Source organism: Symbiopectobacterium purcellii (assembly GCF_019797845.1).
GTDB classification, from domain to species: domain Bacteria; phylum Pseudomonadota; class Gammaproteobacteria; order Enterobacterales; family Enterobacteriaceae; genus Symbiopectobacterium; species Symbiopectobacterium purcellii.
Map to the genome: position 1 here is coordinate 4,116,993 of NZ_CP081864.1, position 19,461 is coordinate 4,136,453.

At 52.7% G+C, this 19,461-nt stretch carries 20 protein-coding genes; 8 read left to right on the forward strand and 12 right to left on the reverse strand.

What is annotated here, in order from left to right; all coding sequences use genetic code 11:
* Positions 1 to 40 precede the first annotated feature (40 nt).
* The 4 genes from frr to rpsB all read right to left on the reverse strand — a co-directional run bounded on the left by frr (position 41) and on the right by rpsB (position 3,537).
* Positions 41 to 598 (reverse strand): ribosome recycling factor, encoded by a 558-nt coding sequence (frr, locus tag K6K13_RS19075; protein ID WP_195315622.1) that lies wholly within the window; start codon positions 596 to 598, stop codon positions 41 to 43.
* A gap of 223 nt (positions 599 to 821) precedes the next feature.
* The gene (pyrH, locus tag K6K13_RS19080; RefSeq protein ID WP_196905961.1) at positions 822 to 1,547 is read right to left on the reverse strand and encodes a UMP kinase; all 726 of its coding nucleotides are present in this window, start codon (positions 1,545 to 1,547) and stop codon (positions 822 to 824) included.
* Between the two features lie 296 nt (positions 1,548 to 1,843).
* Positions 1,844 to 2,701 carry a translation elongation factor Ts gene (gene tsf / locus K6K13_RS19085; RefSeq protein ID WP_222158393.1) on the reverse strand — a complete coding sequence of 286 codons (858 nt, stop codon included), beginning with the start codon at positions 2,699 to 2,701 and terminating at the stop codon, positions 1,844 to 1,846.
* A 110-nt stretch (positions 2,702 to 2,811) separates the two neighbouring features.
* A complete protein-coding gene (gene rpsB, locus K6K13_RS19090; RefSeq protein ID WP_222158394.1) occupies positions 2,812 to 3,537 on the reverse strand; it encodes a 30S ribosomal protein S2 in 726 nt (241 codons plus the stop codon).
* Between the two features lie 373 nt (positions 3,538 to 3,910).
* Here rpsB and map point away from each other — a divergent pair, with 373 nt between their 5' ends.
* The 4 genes from map (at position 3,911) to K6K13_RS19110 (ending at position 8,800) form a co-directional block, all read left to right on the forward strand.
* Positions 3,911 to 4,705 carry a type I methionyl aminopeptidase gene (map, locus tag K6K13_RS19095; protein WP_222158395.1) on the forward strand — a complete coding sequence of 265 codons (795 nt, stop codon included), beginning with the start codon at positions 3,911 to 3,913 and terminating at the stop codon, positions 4,703 to 4,705.
* A 109-nt stretch (positions 4,706 to 4,814) separates the two neighbouring features.
* Positions 4,815 to 7,496, forward strand: coding sequence for a bifunctional uridylyltransferase/uridylyl-removing protein GlnD (gene glnD / locus K6K13_RS19100; protein ID WP_222158396.1), 2,682 nt, complete (start codon positions 4,815 to 4,817; stop codon positions 7,494 to 7,496).
* A 32-nt stretch (positions 7,497 to 7,528) separates the two neighbouring features.
* Positions 7,529 to 8,353 (forward strand): 2,3,4,5-tetrahydropyridine-2,6-dicarboxylate N-succinyltransferase, encoded by an 825-nt coding sequence (gene dapD, locus K6K13_RS19105; protein WP_222158397.1) that lies wholly within the window; start codon positions 7,529 to 7,531, stop codon positions 8,351 to 8,353.
* Between the two features lie 57 nt (positions 8,354 to 8,410).
* Positions 8,411 to 8,800 (forward strand): DUF3461 family protein, encoded by a 390-nt coding sequence (locus K6K13_RS19110; protein ID WP_196905956.1) that lies wholly within the window; start codon positions 8,411 to 8,413, stop codon positions 8,798 to 8,800.
* Between the two features lie 74 nt (positions 8,801 to 8,874).
* On the opposite strand, the gene K6K13_RS19115 is transcribed toward K6K13_RS19110, so the two are convergent.
* From K6K13_RS19115 to K6K13_RS19125, 3 genes are read right to left on the reverse strand one after another with little or no spacing between them, the layout of a single operon-like run.
* Positions 8,875 to 9,330 carry a flavodoxin gene (locus K6K13_RS19115; protein WP_222158398.1) on the reverse strand — a complete coding sequence of 152 codons (456 nt, stop codon included), beginning with the start codon at positions 9,328 to 9,330 and terminating at the stop codon, positions 8,875 to 8,877.
* Between the two features lie 53 nt (positions 9,331 to 9,383).
* Positions 9,384 to 10,175 carry a tRNA pseudouridine(65) synthase TruC gene (truC, locus tag K6K13_RS19120; protein WP_222158399.1) on the reverse strand — a complete coding sequence of 264 codons (792 nt, stop codon included), beginning with the start codon at positions 10,173 to 10,175 and terminating at the stop codon, positions 9,384 to 9,386.
* Complete coding sequence (locus tag K6K13_RS19125; protein WP_222158400.1) at positions 10,168 to 10,515, reverse strand: YqcC family protein; 348 nt, start codon at positions 10,513 to 10,515, stop codon at positions 10,168 to 10,170. Before K6K13_RS19125 ends, truC begins: the two co-directional genes overlap by 8 nt.
* Before the next feature lie 583 nt (positions 10,516 to 11,098).
* On the opposite strand from K6K13_RS19125, the gene K6K13_RS19130 reads away from it, so the two are divergent.
* Positions 11,099 to 12,022 carry an IS5 family transposase gene (locus K6K13_RS19130; protein WP_222157231.1) on the forward strand — a complete coding sequence of 308 codons (924 nt, stop codon included), beginning with the start codon at positions 11,099 to 11,101 and terminating at the stop codon, positions 12,020 to 12,022.
* 220 nt (positions 12,023 to 12,242) lie between these two features.
* Here K6K13_RS19130 and syd read toward each other — a convergent pair whose 3' ends face one another.
* Positions 12,243 to 12,788 (reverse strand): SecY-interacting protein, encoded by a 546-nt coding sequence (gene syd, locus K6K13_RS19135; protein ID WP_222158401.1) that lies wholly within the window; start codon positions 12,786 to 12,788, stop codon positions 12,243 to 12,245.
* Between the two features lie 69 nt (positions 12,789 to 12,857).
* Between syd and queF the strand changes: the two genes are divergently transcribed.
* From queF to xni, 3 genes are all read left to right on the forward strand, one after another.
* Positions 12,858 to 13,709 carry an NADPH-dependent 7-cyano-7-deazaguanine reductase QueF gene (gene queF / locus K6K13_RS19140; protein ID WP_222158402.1) on the forward strand — a complete coding sequence of 284 codons (852 nt, stop codon included), beginning with the start codon at positions 12,858 to 12,860 and terminating at the stop codon, positions 13,707 to 13,709.
* A 298-nt stretch (positions 13,710 to 14,007) separates the two neighbouring features.
* On the forward strand, positions 14,008 to 15,372 hold the full coding sequence (gene ppnN / locus K6K13_RS19145; protein WP_222158403.1) for a nucleotide 5'-monophosphate nucleosidase PpnN: 1,365 nt from the start codon (positions 14,008 to 14,010) through the stop codon (positions 15,370 to 15,372).
* A gap of 66 nt (positions 15,373 to 15,438) precedes the next feature.
* Complete coding sequence (xni, locus tag K6K13_RS19150; RefSeq protein ID WP_222158404.1) at positions 15,439 to 16,200, forward strand: flap endonuclease Xni; 762 nt, start codon at positions 15,439 to 15,441, stop codon at positions 16,198 to 16,200.
* 55 nt (positions 16,201 to 16,255) lie between these two features.
* On the opposite strand, the gene rlmM is transcribed toward xni, so the two are convergent.
* The 4 genes from rlmM to K6K13_RS19170 all read right to left on the reverse strand — a co-directional run bounded on the left by rlmM (position 16,256) and on the right by K6K13_RS19170 (position 19,394).
* Positions 16,256 to 17,356: a 23S rRNA (cytidine(2498)-2'-O)-methyltransferase RlmM gene (rlmM, locus tag K6K13_RS19155; protein WP_222158405.1), complete on the reverse strand. Its 1,101-nt coding sequence runs from the start codon at positions 17,354 to 17,356 to the stop codon at positions 16,256 to 16,258.
* Positions 17,349 to 17,744, reverse strand: a complete 396-nt coding sequence (locus tag K6K13_RS19160; protein WP_222158406.1) for a DUF423 domain-containing protein — start codon at positions 17,742 to 17,744, stop codon at positions 17,349 to 17,351. The genes rlmM and K6K13_RS19160 overlap by 8 nt, the downstream gene beginning before the upstream one ends.
* Positions 17,745 to 17,792: 48 nt before the next feature.
* The gene (locus K6K13_RS19165) at positions 17,793 to 18,716 is read right to left on the reverse strand and encodes a transcriptional regulator GcvA (RefSeq protein WP_222158407.1); all 924 of its coding nucleotides are present in this window, start codon (positions 18,714 to 18,716) and stop codon (positions 17,793 to 17,795) included.
* 456 nt (positions 18,717 to 19,172) lie between these two features.
* Positions 19,173 to 19,394: a YgdI/YgdR family lipoprotein gene (locus K6K13_RS19170; RefSeq protein ID WP_222158408.1), complete on the reverse strand. Its 222-nt coding sequence runs from the start codon at positions 19,392 to 19,394 to the stop codon at positions 19,173 to 19,175.
* Between the last annotated feature and the right edge of the window lie 67 nt (positions 19,395 to 19,461).

Genomic DNA, 19,461 nt, shown 5'->3' on the forward strand with positions numbered 1-19,461 from the left:
CCTGCAACGCGAATTATTTAGGGTATAGATTGGAAGCCGATTAAAACTCCATCAGCTCATTTTCTTTTTCTGCCAGCGCGACATCAACTTTCTTGATGTAGGCATCAGTCAGTTTTTGCACCTCATCCTGCGCGCGGCGTTCTTCATCTTCACTGATCGCTTTATCTTTCAACAACGCTTTCAGCTTGTCGTTCGCATCACGGCGCACGTTACGCACGGAGATACGCCCTTGTTCCGCTTCACCACGCACCACTTTGGTCAGGTCTTTGCGGCGTTCTTCCGTCAACGGAGGCAGGGGAACGCGGATTACCGCGCCCGCAGAGGACGGGTTTAACCCCAGATCGGAGGCCATGATCGCTTTCTCAACGGCTGGGCCCAAGGTGCGGTCAAACACGGTAATCGCCAGCGTGCGAGTGTCTTCAACCACAATGTTAGCCACCTGGCGCAGCGGCGTGGCAGAACCGTAATATTCTACCTGGATGCCGTCCAGCAGGCTCGGTGAAGCGCGGCCAGTACGAACTCTGCTAATTTGGTGCTTGAACGCTTCTACACATTTTTCCATGCGTGTATCAGCATCTTTTCTGATGTCATTAATCACGTTGCGGACCCTTGAATACTGGTTGCCAGACAGGTTATTTCCCTGCGCTTTATCATGAAAAAAACGCGCATGACAAAAGCAGACAGGGATGCATACAGCAAACCCGGTAAATCATTGATGCTTGCGCCGGCGTGCCGACGCAGCGCGTTATCTATTGGTATTACGAAAATAAAGCAGTACCACCACGATCAGGATAGTACCTTATTTTTCACTACACCCGTTATTACTTCGTGATCAAGGTGCCTTCTTTTTCACCCATGACCACGCGGCGCAATGCACCGGGTTTGTTCATGTTGAAAACGCGGATCGGTAAATTATGATCGCGTGCCAGCGTAAAGGCGGCCAAATCCATCACTTTCAGTTCCCGTTCGAGAACATCCTGATAGGTTAGCGTTTCATGAAGCGTCGCGGTGGGATCTTTCACCGGATCCGCAGAAAAAACGCCATCCACTTTGGTGGCTTTTAGCACTACGTCAGCTTCAATCTCGATACCACGCAGGCAAGCGGCAGAATCGGTAGTGAAGAAGGGATTACCGGTACCGGCGGAGAAAATCACCACGCGGTTGTTGCGCAGCAGGCTGATAGCTTCGGCCCAGCTGTAATTGTCGCACACGCCGTTGAGCGGAATGGCTGACATCAAGCGCGCGTTGACATAGGCACGGTGCAGCGCATCGCGCATTGCCAGGCCGTTCATGACGGTGGCCAACATCCCCATGTGATCGCCCACCACGCGATTCATACCGGCCTGTGCCAGACCGGCACCGCGGAACAGGTTGCCACCACCGATAACGACGCCGACCTGAATGCCCAGCTCAACCAGTTCTTTAATTTCCTGAGCCATGCGATCCAGAATGCTCGCATCGATACCAAAACCTTCGGCTCCTTGTAATGCTTCGCCACTCAGCTTAAGCAGGATACGTTGATATACGGGTTTTGCGTTGGTTGCCATGGTGTTATTGTCCTAACGGGCTATCATCATAATGGGAATGTGATTACTGTCACGCCTTAGTGCTTCATACCGCGCGCGTCATTAAACCGACGCATAAATGCGCAGTGGCAGTAAAACGTGTTGAAAATTTTGGCTGGATATACCCAACTTCATGTCACTTTCCCGTGGGTAGCCCACGTGGACAGTGTGCGTCAGTGTACTCGCAAATGCGCCGAGAGAACCTCACTAACGCCGCGGTACATGAAGTATGACGGGTATAAAAAGGAACCACCAACTGGCGGCTCCTTTTTTGCATCTTAAGACTGCTTGCTCATCGCGGCGACTTCGGCAGCGAAGTCAACTTCCGCTTTCTCAATGCCTTCACCCACTTCGAAACGGATGAAGCTGATGACGTCAGCTTTGTGCTCTTTCAGCAGATCGCCAACAGTTTTGTTGGGATCCATCACGAAGTGTTGACCGGTCAGAGAGATTTCGCCGGTGAATTTACGCATACGGCCTTCGACCATTTTTTCTGCGATTTCACGCGGTTTGCCAGATTGCATGGCAATGTCCAACTGGATCTGGTGCTCACGCGCAACCACATCTGCCGGAACGTCTTCAGCTTTCACATACTCAGGTTTGCTGGCAGCGATGTGCATTGCAACGTGCTTAACCAGTTCTTCGTCAGCGCCGGTAGCGGCAACCAATACGCCAATGCGTGCGCCGTGCAGGTAAGCACCCAGCACGTCACCTTCCTGAATAGCGATACGACGAATATTGATGTTCTCACCAATTTTCGCGACCAGCGTAGTACGCTGTTCTTCGAATTTCGCCTTCAGAACGTCAACGTCAGTGATGCGTTCGTTCAATGCAGCGGTTGCAACTTCTTCGCCGAAGGCTTTGAAGCCAGCATCTTTAGCAACGAAGTCAGTTTCGCAGTTCAGTTCGACGATAACGCCATATTTGCCGTCAGCCGCGATCTTGGTCAGAATCACACCTTCAGCAGCAACACGGCCTGCTTTTTTCGCAGCTTTAGCCTGGCCAGACTTACGCATGTTATCGATAGCAAGTTCGATATCACCGTTAGCTTCTACCAGCGCTTTCTTGCATTCCATCATGCCATCGCCAGTACGCTCGCGCAGTTCTTTTACCAGGGCAGCGGTAATTTCAGCCATTATCTTTTCCTCGGGTTATCTCGTGGGAGATAAGTAAAAGGGGGCCATTAAGGCCCCCTAACCAACATATTCAATACCTGGTTAATAAGGGCTCGACGGAGCCAGTCTTATTATTCAGCTTCTACCAAGCCTTCTTCCGCTTGAACAGCCAGATCTTGAGAACGGCCTTCACGAACAGCGGTAGCAACAGCGCTCAGGTACAGGGTTACTGCACGGATGGCGTCGTCGTTGCCAGGGATGATGAAGTGAACGCCATCCGGATCGGAGTTGGTATCAACCACAGCAAATACCGGGATACCCAGGTTGTTTGCTTCTTTGATGGCGATGTGTTCATGGTCAGCGTCAACCACAAACAGAGCATCTGGCAGGCCGCCCATATCTTTGATACCGCCCAGGCTGTTTTCCAGCTTGTCCAGTTCACGAGTACGCATCAGAGCTTCTTTTTTGGTCAGCTTGTCGAAGGTACCGTCTTGAGATTGGGTTTCCAGATCTTTCAAACGCTTGATGGACTGACGAACGGTTTTCCAGTTAGTCAGCATACCGCCCAACCAGCGATGGTTCACGAAGAACTGGTCGCAGTTGTTTGCAGCGTCTTTTACCGCTTCGCTTGCAGCGCGTTTGGTACCAACGAACAGGATTTTGCCTTTACGAGAAGAGATTTTGCTCAGCTCGGCCAGCGCATCGTTGAACATCGGAACGGTTTTTTCAAGGTTGATGATGTGAACTTTGTTACGTGCACCAAAAATGAAAGGTTTCATTTTCGGGTTCCAGTAACGGGTCTGGTGACCGAAGTGTACGCCAGCCTTGAGCATATCGCGCATGGAAACAGTTGCCATGATTACCTCTATAAATTGAGTATGGGGTTAAGCCTCCACATGTCCCATTGCACCGACCCTTCAGCCATGTCATAAGACATTGACCTTCGAGCACCCCGGTGAACGTGTCGACATGTGTGTGTTATTTACACATATGAGTTTAGTGAATTCCGCTGAACCTGTTAGTCAGACCCAGTCAGATCACCGGCGCGCTTTATACCATAAAGTCGCCAACGACACCAACTTTTGTTGCGCCCTTTACCCGATTTTCTCCTGATGCACCGCCATTGGATCCAAATGGGGATTTGGCACCATCCGTCAGGGCTGATAACATAAGTGGTTAGTGAGTAACCTTAAATTCGTCGACTGCTTCGACACCTGCGGACAATTTTGCATGGCTATATCAATAAAAACCCCTGAAGACATCGAGAAAATGCGCGTTGCTGGCCGCCTGGCGGCGGAAGTGCTGGAAATCATCGAACCGTATGTGGTTCCCGGTGTCAGCACTGGCGAGCTCGATCGCATCTGCCACGACCATATTACCAACAAGCAGCAGGCCATTTCTGCCAGCCTTGGTTATCACGGCTTCCCAAAATCGGTGTGTATCTCTATCAACGAAGTGGTGTGCCACGGCATTCCCAGCGATGAGCGTCTGCTGAAAGACGGTGATATCGTCAATATCGACGTCACGGTCATCAAGGACGGCTTCCACGGTGATACCTCCAAGATGTTTATCGCCGGTACACCCACCATTCTGGGAGAACGCCTGTGCCGTATCACACAGGAAAGCCTCTATCTGGCGCTGAAAATGGTCAAGCCGGGCATCCGACTGCGTGCCTTGGGTAAAGCCATCCAGGTATTCGCTGAAAGCAATGATTTCTCCGTCGTGCGTGAATATTGCGGCCACGGCATTGGTCGCGGTTTCCATGAGGAACCCCAGGTGCTGCATTACGATGCCGATGACGGCGGCGTAGTGCTGCAAGCGGGCATGGCATTCACCATTGAGCCGATGCTTAACGCGGGCGATTTCCGTATCCGCACCATGAAAGACGGTTGGACGGTAAAAACCAAAGATCGCAGCTTGTCGGCGCAATACGAGCATACTATTGTGGTAACCGAAAACGGTTGCGAAATTATGACGCTGCGGGAAGATGACACCATCCCTAACATCATTTCGCACCCGGCATAATGGTGCGCCAGCCCGACGGGTATCTTTCGGCGGCGGCCAGGGATACCGTTAACAGGGCTGGCGTCTCTTTTATGGCGTTTGCCAGGCAACGCTTAAGGGCTGTGAATTTATGAATGACAACAACGCATCTCACTCCGCCGACGTGTTCACCGCTGACATACAGCCCCCCGCCTCCCCATTAACCTACAGCGACAGCGAATTGGATTGTGCCGCGCTGAAACTGTCTATGGAGCGTTTTCAGACGTGGTTGAACGCTGAATTTCGCGCCGGGGTAGCCGCCGAAACGCTGATTACCGCCAGAACCTTTTTTATCGATCATCTGCTGCAACGTCTGTGGGCGTTTTACGGTTTCGAATCTGCCGCACAAACGGCACTGGTGGCCGTGGGTGGATACGGGCGCGGCGAATTGCACCCGCTGTCGGATATTGATGTGCTGGTGCTTAGCGGGCAATCACTCACCCCCCATCAATCTCAACAAGTGGGCGCGTTTATCACGCTGCTGTGGGACCTCAAGCTTGAAGTCGGTCATAGCGTGCGCACGCTGGATGAGTGCCTGCAAGAAGGCAGAGCGGATATTTCCGTTGCGACAAACCTTATCGAATCGCGGCTGATCTGCGGCGATGTAGCGCTGTTCCTCTCCCTGCAAAAACAGATTTTTAGCGAGGACTTTTGGCCCTCCTCAGCCTTTTTCCCGGCAAAAATCACCGAACAACAAGAGCTGCATCAGCGCTACCACAGCACCAGCTACAACCTTGAACCGGATATAAAAAGTAGCCCGGGTGGGCTGCGCGATATTCACACCTTGCTCTGGGTTGCTCGACGCCATTTTGGTGCCACCTCGCTCAACGAAATGGTCGGTTTTGGTTTTCTTACCGAAGCCGAACGCAACGAGCTCAATGAATGTCAGAGCTTCCTGTGGCGCATTCGCTTTGCCTTGCACCTGATTCTGTCGCGTTATGACAACCGCCTGCTGTTTGATCGCCAGCTCAACGTGGCACAGTTGCTGAATTACCGTGGCGAGGGTAATGCACCGGTTGAGCACATGATGAAAGATTTCTATCGCGCGACGCGCCGCGTCAGCGAGCTTAATCATATGCTGCTGCAACTGTTCGATGAGGCCATCCTGGCGCTGGATGCCAGTGAAAAGCCACGCGCCATCGATGACGAATTCCAACTGCGTGGCAACCTGATCGATCTGCGTGATGAAACCCTGTTCATGCACAAGCCGGAAGCCATTATGCGCATGTTTAGTACCATGGTGCGCAACGATGAGATCACCGGTATCTATTCCACCACGCTGCGCCAATTGCGCCATGCGCGGCGCCATTTGGCACAACCGCTGTGCACCATTCCTGAAGCGCGGCACCTTTTTATGGCGATTCTGCGCCATCCACACGCGGTAAACCGTGCCCTGCTGCCGATGCATCGCCATAGCGTGTTGGAAGCCTATACGCCGCTATGGAGCAATATCGTTGGGCAGATGCAGTTCGATCTGTTTCATGCCTATACCGTGGATGAGCATACGCTGCGCGTGCTGCTCAAACTGGAAAGTTTTGCCGACGAAGAGACGCGTGCGCAGCATCCGTTGTGCGTGGAGCTGTACCCGCGCCTGCCTCAGCCGGAATTGCTGCTGCTTGCGGCGCTGTTTCATGACATTGCCAAAGGGCGCGGCGGCGACCACTCGGAGCTGGGAGCGCAAGATGTCATTGAGTTTGCCGCACTGCACCAGCTCAATTCACGCGAAGCGCAACTGGTTGCCTGGCTGGTGCGCTGCCACCTGCTGATGTCGGTTACCGCGCAGCGTCGTGACATTCAGGATCCGGCGGTTATCCAGCAATTCGCCGCTGAAGTGAAAAGCGAAACCCGCCTGCGCTATCTGGTCAGCCTCACGGTTGCCGATATCTGTGCGACCAATGAAACCTTGTGGAACAGTTGGAAACAGAGCCTGCTGCGCGAGCTCTATTTCGCCACCGAGAAACAGTTGCGTCGCGGGATGCAAAATACACCGGATGTGCGCGATCGTGTACGCCATCATCGTCTCCAGGCCTTGGCGCTGCTGCGCATGGACAATATCGATGAAGAGGCGCTGCACCCTATCTGGAGCCGCTGCCGCGCAGATTATTTTCTGCGTCATTCACCGAACCAGCTTGCCTGGCATGCTCGCCATCTGGTTGAGCACGATTTACATCAGCCGTTGGTGCTTATCAGCCATCAGGCCAGCCGCGGCGGAACAGAAATTTTTATCTGGAGTCCAGACCGCCCTTACCTGTTCGCCGCCGTGGCTGGCGAACTCGACCGTCGCAACCTGAGCGTACATGATGCGCAAATATTCACCAGCCGCGACGGCATGGCGATGGACACCTTTATCGTACTGGAGCCTGACGGCAGCCCGGTCGCACCGGATCGCCACGAATTTATTCGCCAGGCGCTGGTTCAGGCCCTCACGCAGCGCGATTACCAACATCCTCGCCCGCGCCGCGCCTCCTCCAAATTGCGCCATTTCAGTGTGCCCACGGAAATCAGCTTCCTGCCGACACATACGGACAGACGCAGCTACATGGAGTTGAGTGCACTCGATCAGCCGGGTCTGCTGGCTCGTCTGGGCAAAGTGTTCGCCGACCTCAACGTGTCGTTGCACGGTGCGCGCATTTCCACGATTGGCGAGCGGGTAGAAGACCTTTTTATCCTTGCAGACAAAGACAGACGCGCATTATCTCCGGAATTGCGCCTTATCTTGCAACAACGGTTGACAGAAGCCCTCGACCCAAACGATAAAGTAACCCTGAATTAACCATTGACTGACAGCACAGAAAGAGAAACAGGATGCATCAATTACAAAACGTTATCGAAACCGCCTTTGAACGCCGTGCCGACATTACGCCGACCTCCGTGGACAGCGTAACCCGTGAAGCCGTTAATCAGGTTATTGGCTTATTGGACAGCGGCGCACTGCGCGTGGCGGAAAAAATCAATGGCGAGTGGGTAACGCACCAATGGTTGAAAAAAGCGGTGCTGCTCTCTTTCCGTATTAATGACAACCAACTGATGGAAGGTACGGAAACCCGCTACTACGACAAAGTGCCGATGAAATTCGCCGGTTACGATGAAGCGCGCTTCCAACGTGAAGGTTTCCGCGTAGTGCCTCCGGCCAGCGTGCGTCAGGGCGCATTTATCGCCCGCAACACGGTGCTGATGCCCTCTTATGTCAACATCGGTGCTTACGTTGACGAAGGTACTATGGTTGATACCTGGGCGACCGTCGGCTCTTGCGCACAGATCGGGAAAAACGTCCACCTGTCCGGCGGCGTCGGCATCGGTGGCGTACTGGAGCCGTTGCAGGCTAACCCGACCATCATCGAAGACAACTGCTTTATCGGCGCACGCTCTGAAGTGGTAGAAGGCGTGATCGTGGAAGAAGGCGCAGTTATCTCTATGGGCGTGTTTATCGGCCAAAGCACTAAAATCTACGATCGCGAAACCGGTGAAGTGCATTACGGTCGCGTACCGGCAGGCTCCGTCGTTGTTTCCGGCAACCTGCCGTCGAAAGATGGCAGCTACAGCCTGTACTGCGCCGTGATCGTGAAAAAAGTGGATGCGAAAACCCGCGGTAAAGTGGGTATCAATGAACTGCTTCGCACCATCGACTAAACTGAACAAGGCGGGTATTACCCGCCTTTTCTTTATCACTCCCCAAAAGGTGGCGCCATGTATGACAATCTAAAAAGCCTGGGTATCTCCCATCCCGATGAAATTGATCGCTATAGCCTGCGCCAGGAGGCCAGCAACGACATCCTGAAAATCTATTTTCGTAAGGATAAAGGGGAGTTTTTCGCCAAAAGCGTAAAATTTAAATATCCGCGTCAGCGTAAAACCATCGTTGCGGATAACAGTGGACAAGGCTTTAAAGAGATCAATGAGATCAGCCCCAATCTGCGCTATGTCATTGATGAGCTGGACCAGATTTGCCAACGCGATCAGGTGGAAGTCGATCTGAAACGTAAAATTCTTGATGACTTGCGTCATCTGGAAAGCGTGGTAGCGAACAAGATTAATGAGATCGAATCCGATCTGGAGAAGCTGACCAAAGGGCGTTAATACGATGAGCCGCTAACGGCATGATAAAACGGAGCGTCATCGCTCCGTTTTTTAACCACGTTGATTCAACAGGCTTAACCCGCTTCCACCAACCCTGCCCACTGCTCTACCCACGGACAGGAAAGCACTTCCGGCTCCGGGCATTCTGTCGCGTCAATCTGGAGCACCTCTCCCACACGCTGAGCCCCCATCTCTTGCAACAAAGCATCAAACTGCTGGCCCGCGCCGCAAAAATGCGGGTAGCTGCTGTCGCCCAGGGCAATGACGCCATAGCGCAGCGCTGGCTGATGGCCGCCTTTTTCACGCAGTGCAACAAACAACGGAGCGATGGAATCCGGCAGATCCCCCTGCCCAGTGGTTGACGTTACCACCAACACATACTGCTCGCGATACGCCAGCCAGGATGACAGGTCGGCATCTTCAAACACCTTGACCTGATGACCACGCTCACTCAGCAGATTCTCCGCCTCTTCGGCAACCAGCAATGCGTTTCCATAAACCGTGCCAACAAAAATACCAATTTGCGCCATGATGATGACTCCACGTGTAATGTATCGCTGCGTGCCCGATAACGCCGTATACGCTATTCGGCAGTACTGGAAAGGCCGTTATCCTGCCCCGAGTCAGGCGGAAACTCAACCCTTTCAATATCAGGGAGACTGCCTAGCCAGCCAAATTGCGTCATTACGTGCATCCAGGCCCTATCCAACCCGGCACGTAATACCAAGGGCTCTCCTGTTACAGGATGGCACAGCGTCAGTTGGCTGGCATGCAACATCAAGCGCCCACAGCCAAAATGTGCAGCCATCCCACGATTCTGACGCAAATCACCGTGCTTGGAATCCCCCAAAATAGGATGCCGCAAATGCACCATATGGCGGCGCAATTGATGTTTACGCCCCGTCTGCGGCATCAGTTCAACCAGGCTGTATCGGGCGGTAGGATAGCGCCCCACCGCCACCGGTTGCTCCACCTGCGCCAGAGAACGGTAGTGAGTGATGGCCATCTGAGGTTGTTTATCGCGCTGGGCGAGCTTATCAGCCACTTTGTCCAGCTCTTCGGTCAGCGCATAGTCGATAGTATCGCTACCGGAAAGGTAACCACGCACCACTGCATGGTAGGTTTTCTGAATCTGGTGCTGCTCGAACTGTTGCGAAAGCAGGCGCGCAATGTCGCTGGAAAGCCCCAGCAGCAGCACGCCTGACGTTGGCCGGTCCAGACGATGAACGGTGAAAACATGTTGGCCAATCTGATCGCGAAGCGTCTGCATGATCACCACTTTTTCTCTGCGATCCAGCCAACTGCGATGAACCAGCCATCCTGCCGGTTTGTTAATGGCGATCAGGTGCTCATCCTGGTACAGAATTTCAAGCATCCCGATCTCCCTGCGCATCGGCAGGCACAAACAACGCATCCAACGCGCGCAATTGTTCCAACAGCGGCGCGATATCGTTGATATCCCCGGTCAGGGCCTCTTCGAAATAGGGGGCGATCGCGAGCGACAGAGGCAAGGGAACGCCGCCATCCAGCATGGCATGCAGGCGCGGTAGCAATACCCATTGCAACCACTGCTCGGCACTCATGGTGTCAATGCAGAAAGATTCTGTGCTGGTAAACGCACTGGCCTGCGGCGGGACGGATTGCCAAAAGACGCTGTCGCGTAGCGTGCGTTCAATTTCCCATAAGGCGTGTCGAATGTGGTCTTGGTGCGTCATGCTTTTCTCTTACCGGCTGCGTGGACGGCAAAGCATATCATTGAAGCAAGATGAGCCCAACAGGCGTAGGGCTGCGTGACAACACAATAAAGAGCAGTGTCTGCACAGCGTTAACGGAGTACTCTGCTACAAAAAAGTTGGGGGCACTGATATTCAGTGCCCCCGGTTCGTTTTATAGCTTTCCCGCTACACCACTGCGTCCCTGCTCATCCGTGAAAACTTTTCCTTGGCGGTTATCCTAACCAGCTCTCCGTGCAAGCGTCCAACTTTCGTCCTGACCGTTCTTCCTGCATCTTCCGTGAAGATATTCCCTTCAGGCTCCTGCCCCACCGCTACTCCGTAACGGCTCTCAATCTCCTTCCTGGAGGTGTCCTTGGTTTCATCCTGAAGCCGTTATCCTTCTTCACCACATTTAGCGATAAAGTGATACATCCTGTAACCGGTTACTAAGATGTATTAAATGGCGACGAACAGCAAGACCCTGTTCAGATTTTTTCTTATATTTACGGGCTTTGTTGAATAAATAGAACTTTTAGGTGAGCATCTGCTCAGATCACTACCGTCATTTCAACATCTGCACCCCATGGCAAAGCAAAAATTTAAAATCACCAACTGGTCTACGTACAACAAAGCTCTCAAGCTGCGCGGGTCTCTGACAATATGGCTGGATGAGTCGTCCGTTTCTGCATGGACGGAGAAAACAACGCCTGAACGGCGTGGCCGGCCGCGTCACTACTCAGATATGGCTATCACCACTGTTCTGATGATGAAACGCGTGTTTGGCCTTTCGCTAAGGGCTTTACAGGGCTTCGTTGACTCCATTTTTAAACTGATGGGGCTGCCGCTAAGATGCCCAGACTACTCGCTGCTCAGCAAGCGAGCAAAGACCGTTAAAATCAGCATAAAAACGCCGACCCGTGGTGAAATCTCCCATCTGGTCATTGACGCAACCGGCCTGAAGGTCTTTGGCGAAGGCGAATGGAAAGTCCGGCAGCATGGTGCAGAAAGACGGCGGGTGTGGCGTAAGCTGCATCTGGCCACAGACAGTGTGACGCATGAAATTATCTGTGCTGATTTGTCACTCAGCGGCACGACTGATGCTCAGGCTCTACCGGGCCTGATAAACCAGACCCACCGGAAAATCAGGGAAGCGTCGGCTGACGGCGCTTACGATACCCGCTACTGTCATGATGTGCTGCTGAGGAAGAGGATAAAGCCTCTTATTCCTCCACGACGTGGTGCGCAATATTGGCCAGACCGATACCATGAGCGTAATCACGCGGTTGCGGATCAGCGTCTAAGCGGCAGTAACGATGTCTGGAAAAAGAAAGTGGGCTATCATAGACGCTCAGTGGCTGAAACAGCGATATTCCGGTTCAAAACGCTTCTGGGCGATCATCTAAGTCTACGTGACTATGATGCGCAGGTAGGTGAGGCAATGGCGATGGTCAAAGCGCTTAACAAAATGACGCTGTTAGGCATGCCGAACAGCATCCGGATCGCATAACAATCGATCTGCTAGGGGAGCTGTAGTCACAAGTTCTGATTTATTCAACAAAGCCATATTTACGTAGAAACCCTTAATGCAAAGAAAGATATAATCCTTTAATTAAAAAGGGAAAAAATAAAAAAACAGTGCGTGAAAGCGGAAAAACACAGAGATATCTCACAATAAATGTAAGATATCTCTTACACGCATATCCGCCAGATAACGCAGGCAACCATCATCATACTCTCGGTTGCAACTGTTGCAGGAACACTGATAAAGAGGGAGCCAACACCCGATGTTCACGTGTACCAAAGGTTTCAAGCCATACTTCACCGCTGACATTGGATAACGAGATCAGCGCCATTTCTGATTCCGTCGTGGCTAAAAACAGCGTCGGCGGCAGCTTAAGCCGCTTTTGCGTCAGTAAATGCCCGATCAGATTTTCCTGCATACGCACAAAATCATCCTCGCTCCACGATTGCACCAGCAGGCAATCGATATCCGCAAAGCGCGCCTCCATATCCCCAGCATACTGCGTGGTAAAAAAGGCTTCAGCGTCAGGATGCAGCGCAATAGTCAGCGCACGGGATACGCCGTCGAGCGCCGCGCCCTCGGCCACAGGCTGAGGTGCCCAAAATACCCGCTCACCGTCATTTTCCACCGCGCAGGGTGAAGCAACACCGTACAACGCCTCACTGGCTGGCAACTGGTCATAGGCGTGCTGCCAGGCCGCCATGTAGCGCTGAGTAAACCCCTGTAGCGCGTGCTGCACATTGTCATCCATACTTTTTTCTCTTCACTGGGCGAGTCGGTTACACTACTGCATATCGTTTTTACTTTGCAAAGGCATGTTATGTCCACTTCTGACAAACACGATGCGCTCAGTGCGTTAACGTTGGGAAAACCCACATCTTACCACGACAGCTACGATGCGGGCTTATTACAAGCGGTGCCACGCAGTTTAAACCGTGACCCTTTGGGCATTGATGCCGCGCATTTGCCGTTTCACGGTGAAGATATCTGGACATTATACGAACTCTCCTGGCTGGCGCCCAACGGCGTGCCGCAGGTTGCCGTCGGCGAAATGCATTTGCAGGCCAATAGCCCAAATCTTATCGAATCCAAAAGCTTCAAACTCTATCTGAACAGCTTCAATCAAACGGTATTTGAAAATTGGCAACGGGTAGAAGAGACGCTAACGCGCGATCTGGCCGCCTGTGCGCAGGGAAAGGTGCGCGTGACGCTGTTCTCGCTGGATGCCTTTCAGGGACAAACGTTGGGCCAATTCCAAGGGGAATGTATAGACGGACTGGATATTCAGATCGCGGATTATGCGTTCAATGCCGACTATCTCGCCAGCGCCTGCAACGCACAGAGCCCCATTGTTGAAGAAACATTGGTGAGCCATGTGCTCAAATCCAACTGCCTGATCACTCACCAGCCGGATTGGGGATCGGTGCAAATACACTACCGGGGCAAACGTATCGACAGAGAAGCCCTGTTGCGCTACATCGTCTCCTTTCGCCACCACAATGAGTTCCATGAGCAGTGTGTGGAGCGTATCTTTAACGACCTGATGCGTTTTTGCCAGCCAGAAGCACTGACCGTTTACGCGCGCTATACACGTCGTGGCGGGCTGGACATCAATCCCTGGCGTAGCAACACCGACTTTCTTGCAAACACCGCTCGCCTACCCCGCCAATAGTGCGGGATACGATACAATATCGCCATTCAGAAACGGCATTATTGGAAAAACTGATACCATCAGGTTAAGGTGGAGTACTACATAAAATCAGCGTTATGCGTCTTGCCACCTCGGCGGCGACAAGGGATAGCCTGGAAATATTGTTGTTATAGCCTAAATAATTCATGTTGCAGGAAGGCGGCAAGTGAGTGAATACCGAATCACTTACTCAAGTAAGTGATTCGGTGAACGAGCACAGCCAACGCATCTGCAACTTGAAGTATGACGGGTATATACCCTGCGTTTTCAAGGAGTAAAATTGATTACACATATCAGCCCGTTAGGGTCTATGGATTTGTTATCGCAGTTGGAAGTGGACATGTTGAAAAGCACGGCCAGCAGCGATCTTTACCGTTTATTCCGCAACTGTTCGCTTGCCGTACTGAATTCCGGCAGCCAAACCGATAACAGCAAAGAGCTGTTATCCCGCTACGAAGATTTTGATATCAACGTGTTGCGCCGTGAGCGCGGCGTGAAACTGGAGTTGGTCAATCCCCCGGAAGACGCTTTCGTCGATGGCGACATTATCCGTTCATTGCAGGCCAACCTGTTCGCCGTGCTGCGCGATATTCTGTTTGTTAACGGGCAAATCACCTCAGCAGAGCGCTACCAGAACCTGAATCTGGAAAACAGTGCCCACATTACCAATCTGGTATTTTCCATTTTGCGCAATGCGCGTGCGCTGCACGTCGGGGAAGAGCCCAACATGGTGGTGTGCTGGGGCGGCCACTCCATCAATGAAACCGAATACCTCTATGGGCGAAAAGTCGGTAGCCAATTAGGCCTGCGCGAATTGAACATCTGCACCGGTTGCGGCCCCGGCGCGATGGAAGCTCCGATGAAAGGTGCCGCTGTCGGCCATGCGCAGCAGCGATATAAAGAAGGCCGCTTTATTGGTATGACGGAACCCTCCATCATCGCCGCTGAACCGCCAAATCCGCTGGTGAATGAACTTATCATCATGCCTGATATCGAAAAACGCCTCGAAGCCTTCGTGCGCATCGGGCACGGTATCATTATTTTCCCCGGTGGGGTCGGTACAGCGGAAGAGTTCCTCTACCTGCTGAGTATCATGATGAATCCGGAAAACAGCGAACAGGTGCTGCCCATCATCCTGACCGGACCGGAGGAGAGTGCCGATTATTTCCATGTTCTGGATGAATTTATCATCACGACGCTGGGCCGTCAGGCGCGCCGTTACTACTCCATCATCATCGATGATGCGGCGGAAGTGGCGCGGCAGATGAAAAAAGCGATGCCGCAGGTGAAAGAACATCGCCGCCATACCGGTGATGCCTATAGCTTCAACTGGTCATTGCGTATCGCCCCCGACCTGCAATTGCCGTTTGAACCTACTCACGAGAATATGGCAAACCTGAATCTGCATCCCAATCAAGCACCGGAAGCGCTGGCCTCGGCGCTGCGCAAGGCGTTTTCTGGTATCGTGGCGGGCAACGTCAAAGAGGTCGGCATTCAGGCGATTGAGGAGCACGGCCCCTATAAGATCCACGGCGATGCACAACTGATGCAAAGCATGGATAAACTGCTGCAAGGGTTCGTGGCGCAGCAAAGGATGAAGCTGCCGGGCAGCGCCTACATCCCTTGCTATGAAATCTGCACCTGATGCCATACGGGCGGGAAAACCGGATTTTTCCGCCACCTTCACCACGCTTCACGCCGGGAACGCCTGATGCCTGTACATTTGCTGATTATCGATGCATTAAACCTGATTCGTCGTATCCATGCTGTGCAGGGATCGCCCTGCGTATCGGCCTGTCAGCACGCGGTGACCCAACTGCTACAGCATAGTCAGCCTACCCACGCCGTCGCGGTGTTTGATGATGAACAGCGCGCCGACAGTTGGCGGCACCAGTTGTTGCCCGACTATAAGGCGGGCCGCCCTCCCATGCCTGAGAATCTGGCGCTTGAGCTGCCGCAAATACGGCAAGCGCTGGTAGCCATGGGCATCCCCTGCTGGCATACGCCAGGTAATGAAGCCGATGATTTGGCGGCAACGCTCGCCACAAAAGTCGCCCACGCTGGCCATCAGGCGACGATTGTCTCGACCGACAAGGGCTACTGCCAACTGCTGGCCCCCACCATTCAGATTCGTGATTATTTTCAAAAGCGCTGGCTGGATGTGCCTTTTATCGCACAGGAGTTTGGCGTCTCACCGCAGCAACTGCCTGATTTTTGGGGATTGGCAGGCATCAGCAGCAGCAAAATACCTGGGGTGGTGGGCATCGGCCCAAAGAGCGCCAGTCAGTTGCTTGCCCAAGCCGGAACCTTGGAACAGCTCTACCAGCAGTTGGATGCGGTGCCGGAAAAATGGCGACGCAAGCTGGAATCACAGCGTGAGATGGCCTTTGTCAGTCGTCAGGTAGCAACTTTACGTATAGATTTGGCACTGGAAGGGAATTTACAGCAGCTACGCCTGACTACGGGGCAATAAACGCGCCGCTGTGACAGCGGCGCATTAAGGGAGAGCAACACGTTTGGCGTTGCGCTTAACGCTCGTCGCGCCGTCCCGGCACCGCGCCCCATATACGCCGCGCGTGTACCGTTACCTCTTCGCGATCGTGATACAGTTGGCGAGCACGAATCTCAAAATTGATGCCATTCTCGCTCAAGCGCTCGCTCAGCAACGCCAGATTTTGCGTCACTTCCTCATAACGTTTTTTCATTGGCAGCTTGAGGTTGAATATCACTTCCCGGCACCACCCCTTCACCAACCAGTCGGCCATCAGGTTAGCCACTCGCGCCGGTTTCTCCACCATATCGCACACCAGCCAGGTGATATTGTTACGCGGTGGCTCAAAGCGGAAACCATCGACGGCGTGGTGGGTCACCTGCCCGGTATCCATCAGACTTTGCGCCATGGTGCCGTTATCCACGGCATGCACCATCATACTGCGTTTCACCAGTTGATAGGTCCAACCGCCGGGGCACGCCCCCAAATCCACCGCGTACATGCCGCTGGCCAACCGCTCATCCCACTCATCTGCTGGAATGAAAACGTGAAACGCCTCTTCCAGTTTCAGCGTAGAACGGCTTGGCGCATCTGAAGGGAATTTCAGGCGCGGGATCCCCATGTAAAACGGTGAGTGGTTATTGCTGTAGGAATAACCCACATAGCAATGCCCCGGGGCAATAAACAGCACATGGACAACCGGACGAGAGGCCTTTTCATACGGCAGCAGAATGCCGTTTTCCTTCAGTGCGGCGCGCAAAGGCACGGTGAACTTGCGGCAAAACTTCAGCAGTTCCTTGCTTTCATTGGTGTCCGGTACTTCAACACGCAGCTCGCCGGCACGCTCAATGGCACCGGTCAGCATGCCGACGATCGGGGTAATGCGATCTTCCGGCGGCAAATCGCGCAACAACTCACCGCACACGAACCATTGACGGGCAAAAACCAGGGTATCAAACGGCAACGTTTTGATTAAACGATCGGCATCTTCATGCTGATAGCATTCATACATCACATAGCCACAGTTTTCTTTAACCCTGGCGAAACCAAAAACCTCGTGGGCGGTGGCTTTTTCCGTTATCTCTGCCGCACACTCTTTTTCGAAACCGGGGCGGCAATATAAAATTACCTTATTCATTACTTTTCGCCTTTCTTGTCTGGCGCAGCACGCCAATCAACATCAATACCCATCCGGTCAGGAAGAAAAGACCGCCAACCGGCGTGACAAACGCCCAAAACCGCAGGTGCGACAGCGCCAGACAATAAAGACTGCCGCTAAACAGCACAGTGCCAAGTGCCAACGCAATGCTGCTCCAATAAAACCACAGATTACGACGCTGGCGCATCAATACCGACAACGCCAGGATCGCCAGCGTATGAAACGCCTGATATTCAAGCCCGGTTTTTAGCCAGGCCATTTCGGCTGCGCCCAGCGATTTGCTGAGCACATGTGCGCCAAAGGCGCCCAACGCCACAAAAACAAACCCGCTGATCGCGGAAAACATCAGCATAAAACGACTGTTCATCGTATTTTCCACAGTAAATCGAATCAAATTCCACCCGAGCGCCACACGTCAACGTGCGGCGTTGTCATAACGGAAACGAAACTTCTCTTGCTCGCTTGCCGCACGCGCCAAAATCCAGTGGCGAAAGGCGGCTATTTTACCCAGTTCAGCCTGACTGTCATAACAAACCAGATAAAAAGCATTTTTACTGACCAATACCTCGTTAAACGGACACACTAACCGACCCGCTTCAATCTCGGTCTGGGCCATGACGTTATTGGCCAAAGCGACCCCCTGCCCGTGAATCGCCGCCTGCAACACCATGGCACTGTGGCTGAATATCGGCCCTTGTTGCACGTTGATCTGCACGCCAAGCTGTCGGGTGTAGGCCAACCAGTCGCGGCGAGAGGCGTCATGCAACAAAGTGTGCCCAGCCAGATCCTGTGGCGTTTTAAGCGGATGTTTTCCCGTTAGCAATACCGGGGAACAGACGGGCAACAGATACTCGGCATAGAGTTTTTCCACGCGCAACCCATGCCAATTACCGCGCCCGTAAAAAATCGCCACGTCCACATCATCTGACAAGCGATCTTCCTGGCGATCTACCGCCTGAATTCGCACATCAATCCCCGGAAACTCCGCATTGAAACTCGATAATCGTGGCACCAGCCAATGGATAGCAAAGCTGGGCAACAGACTGACCGTCAATGCGCCTTTGGCGCTGCGTGACTGTAGCTTGCGCGTCGCTTCGTTGAGTGAAGAGAAGATCTCTTTTATATCAAGATAGTAGCTTTGCCCCTCTTCCGTCAGCAGCAAAGATCGATTGCGGCGACGAAACAGCTTGAGTCCCAAAAAATCTTCTAATGACTTAATTTGATGACTGACAGCTGCCTGAGTGACAAAGAGTTCCTCCGCCGCTTTGGTGAAGCTGAGGTGGCGGGCGGCAGAATCAAATACACGCAACGCATTGAGCGGAGGGAGTCGCTTTGACATAGGGTAATGTTCTTCTTTTTCCTAAGAGGTGCATGGAGGCAGCACCGTTCCAGCCATTAGTTTTTTTTATCCGAGACATTATAATTTGTCCGTTGAGGATGCACCAGCAAATACCTATATTAGCGCCACTTCCTTGAGCCGGAACGAAAGGTGCGGCAGGCGTTTCCTGAAGTGCTTTTGGCTTGTGGTTGTGATGTTGTGTTTGCTATTTATTGTCTGCTTTTCAGACATGGTAGCCAAGGCTACCTTTCACTTCCTGTACATTTACCCTGTCTGTCCATAGTGATTTTTATGTGGCACCGCTTTTTAGCGGTGCTTTTTTTTGCCTGACACACGGCGAATCGCCGGTGCCAGAAATGACAATTCCCACGCTGACATTTCAGATTTGCCTTACCGAATGGGTAAGCCATGAAATGGCAGTGCGGGAATCGAGACACAGGTTACACCGGAGGAGAACTACTTGGCCTCCACCATTTCCCTCAGGTTATCGCGGTTGATCTGCTGTTCGTGACCGTAGGCATCGATATAGCGGATCATTCCGGTATCCTCGTCCACTTTTGGTTTCCCTTCTGCAACAATGGTGCGTCCGTCATTGGTATGCAACACATAATTACTCGAACAGGCAGTCAAAGAGAGTGCGGCCATCGCGATGGCAATAATTGCTATTTTATTCTTCATAGTTTACTCCAAGTAAATTTTTAAGTTACTTATTTCGCTACTACCGAACGATAGTTCCGTTTATCAA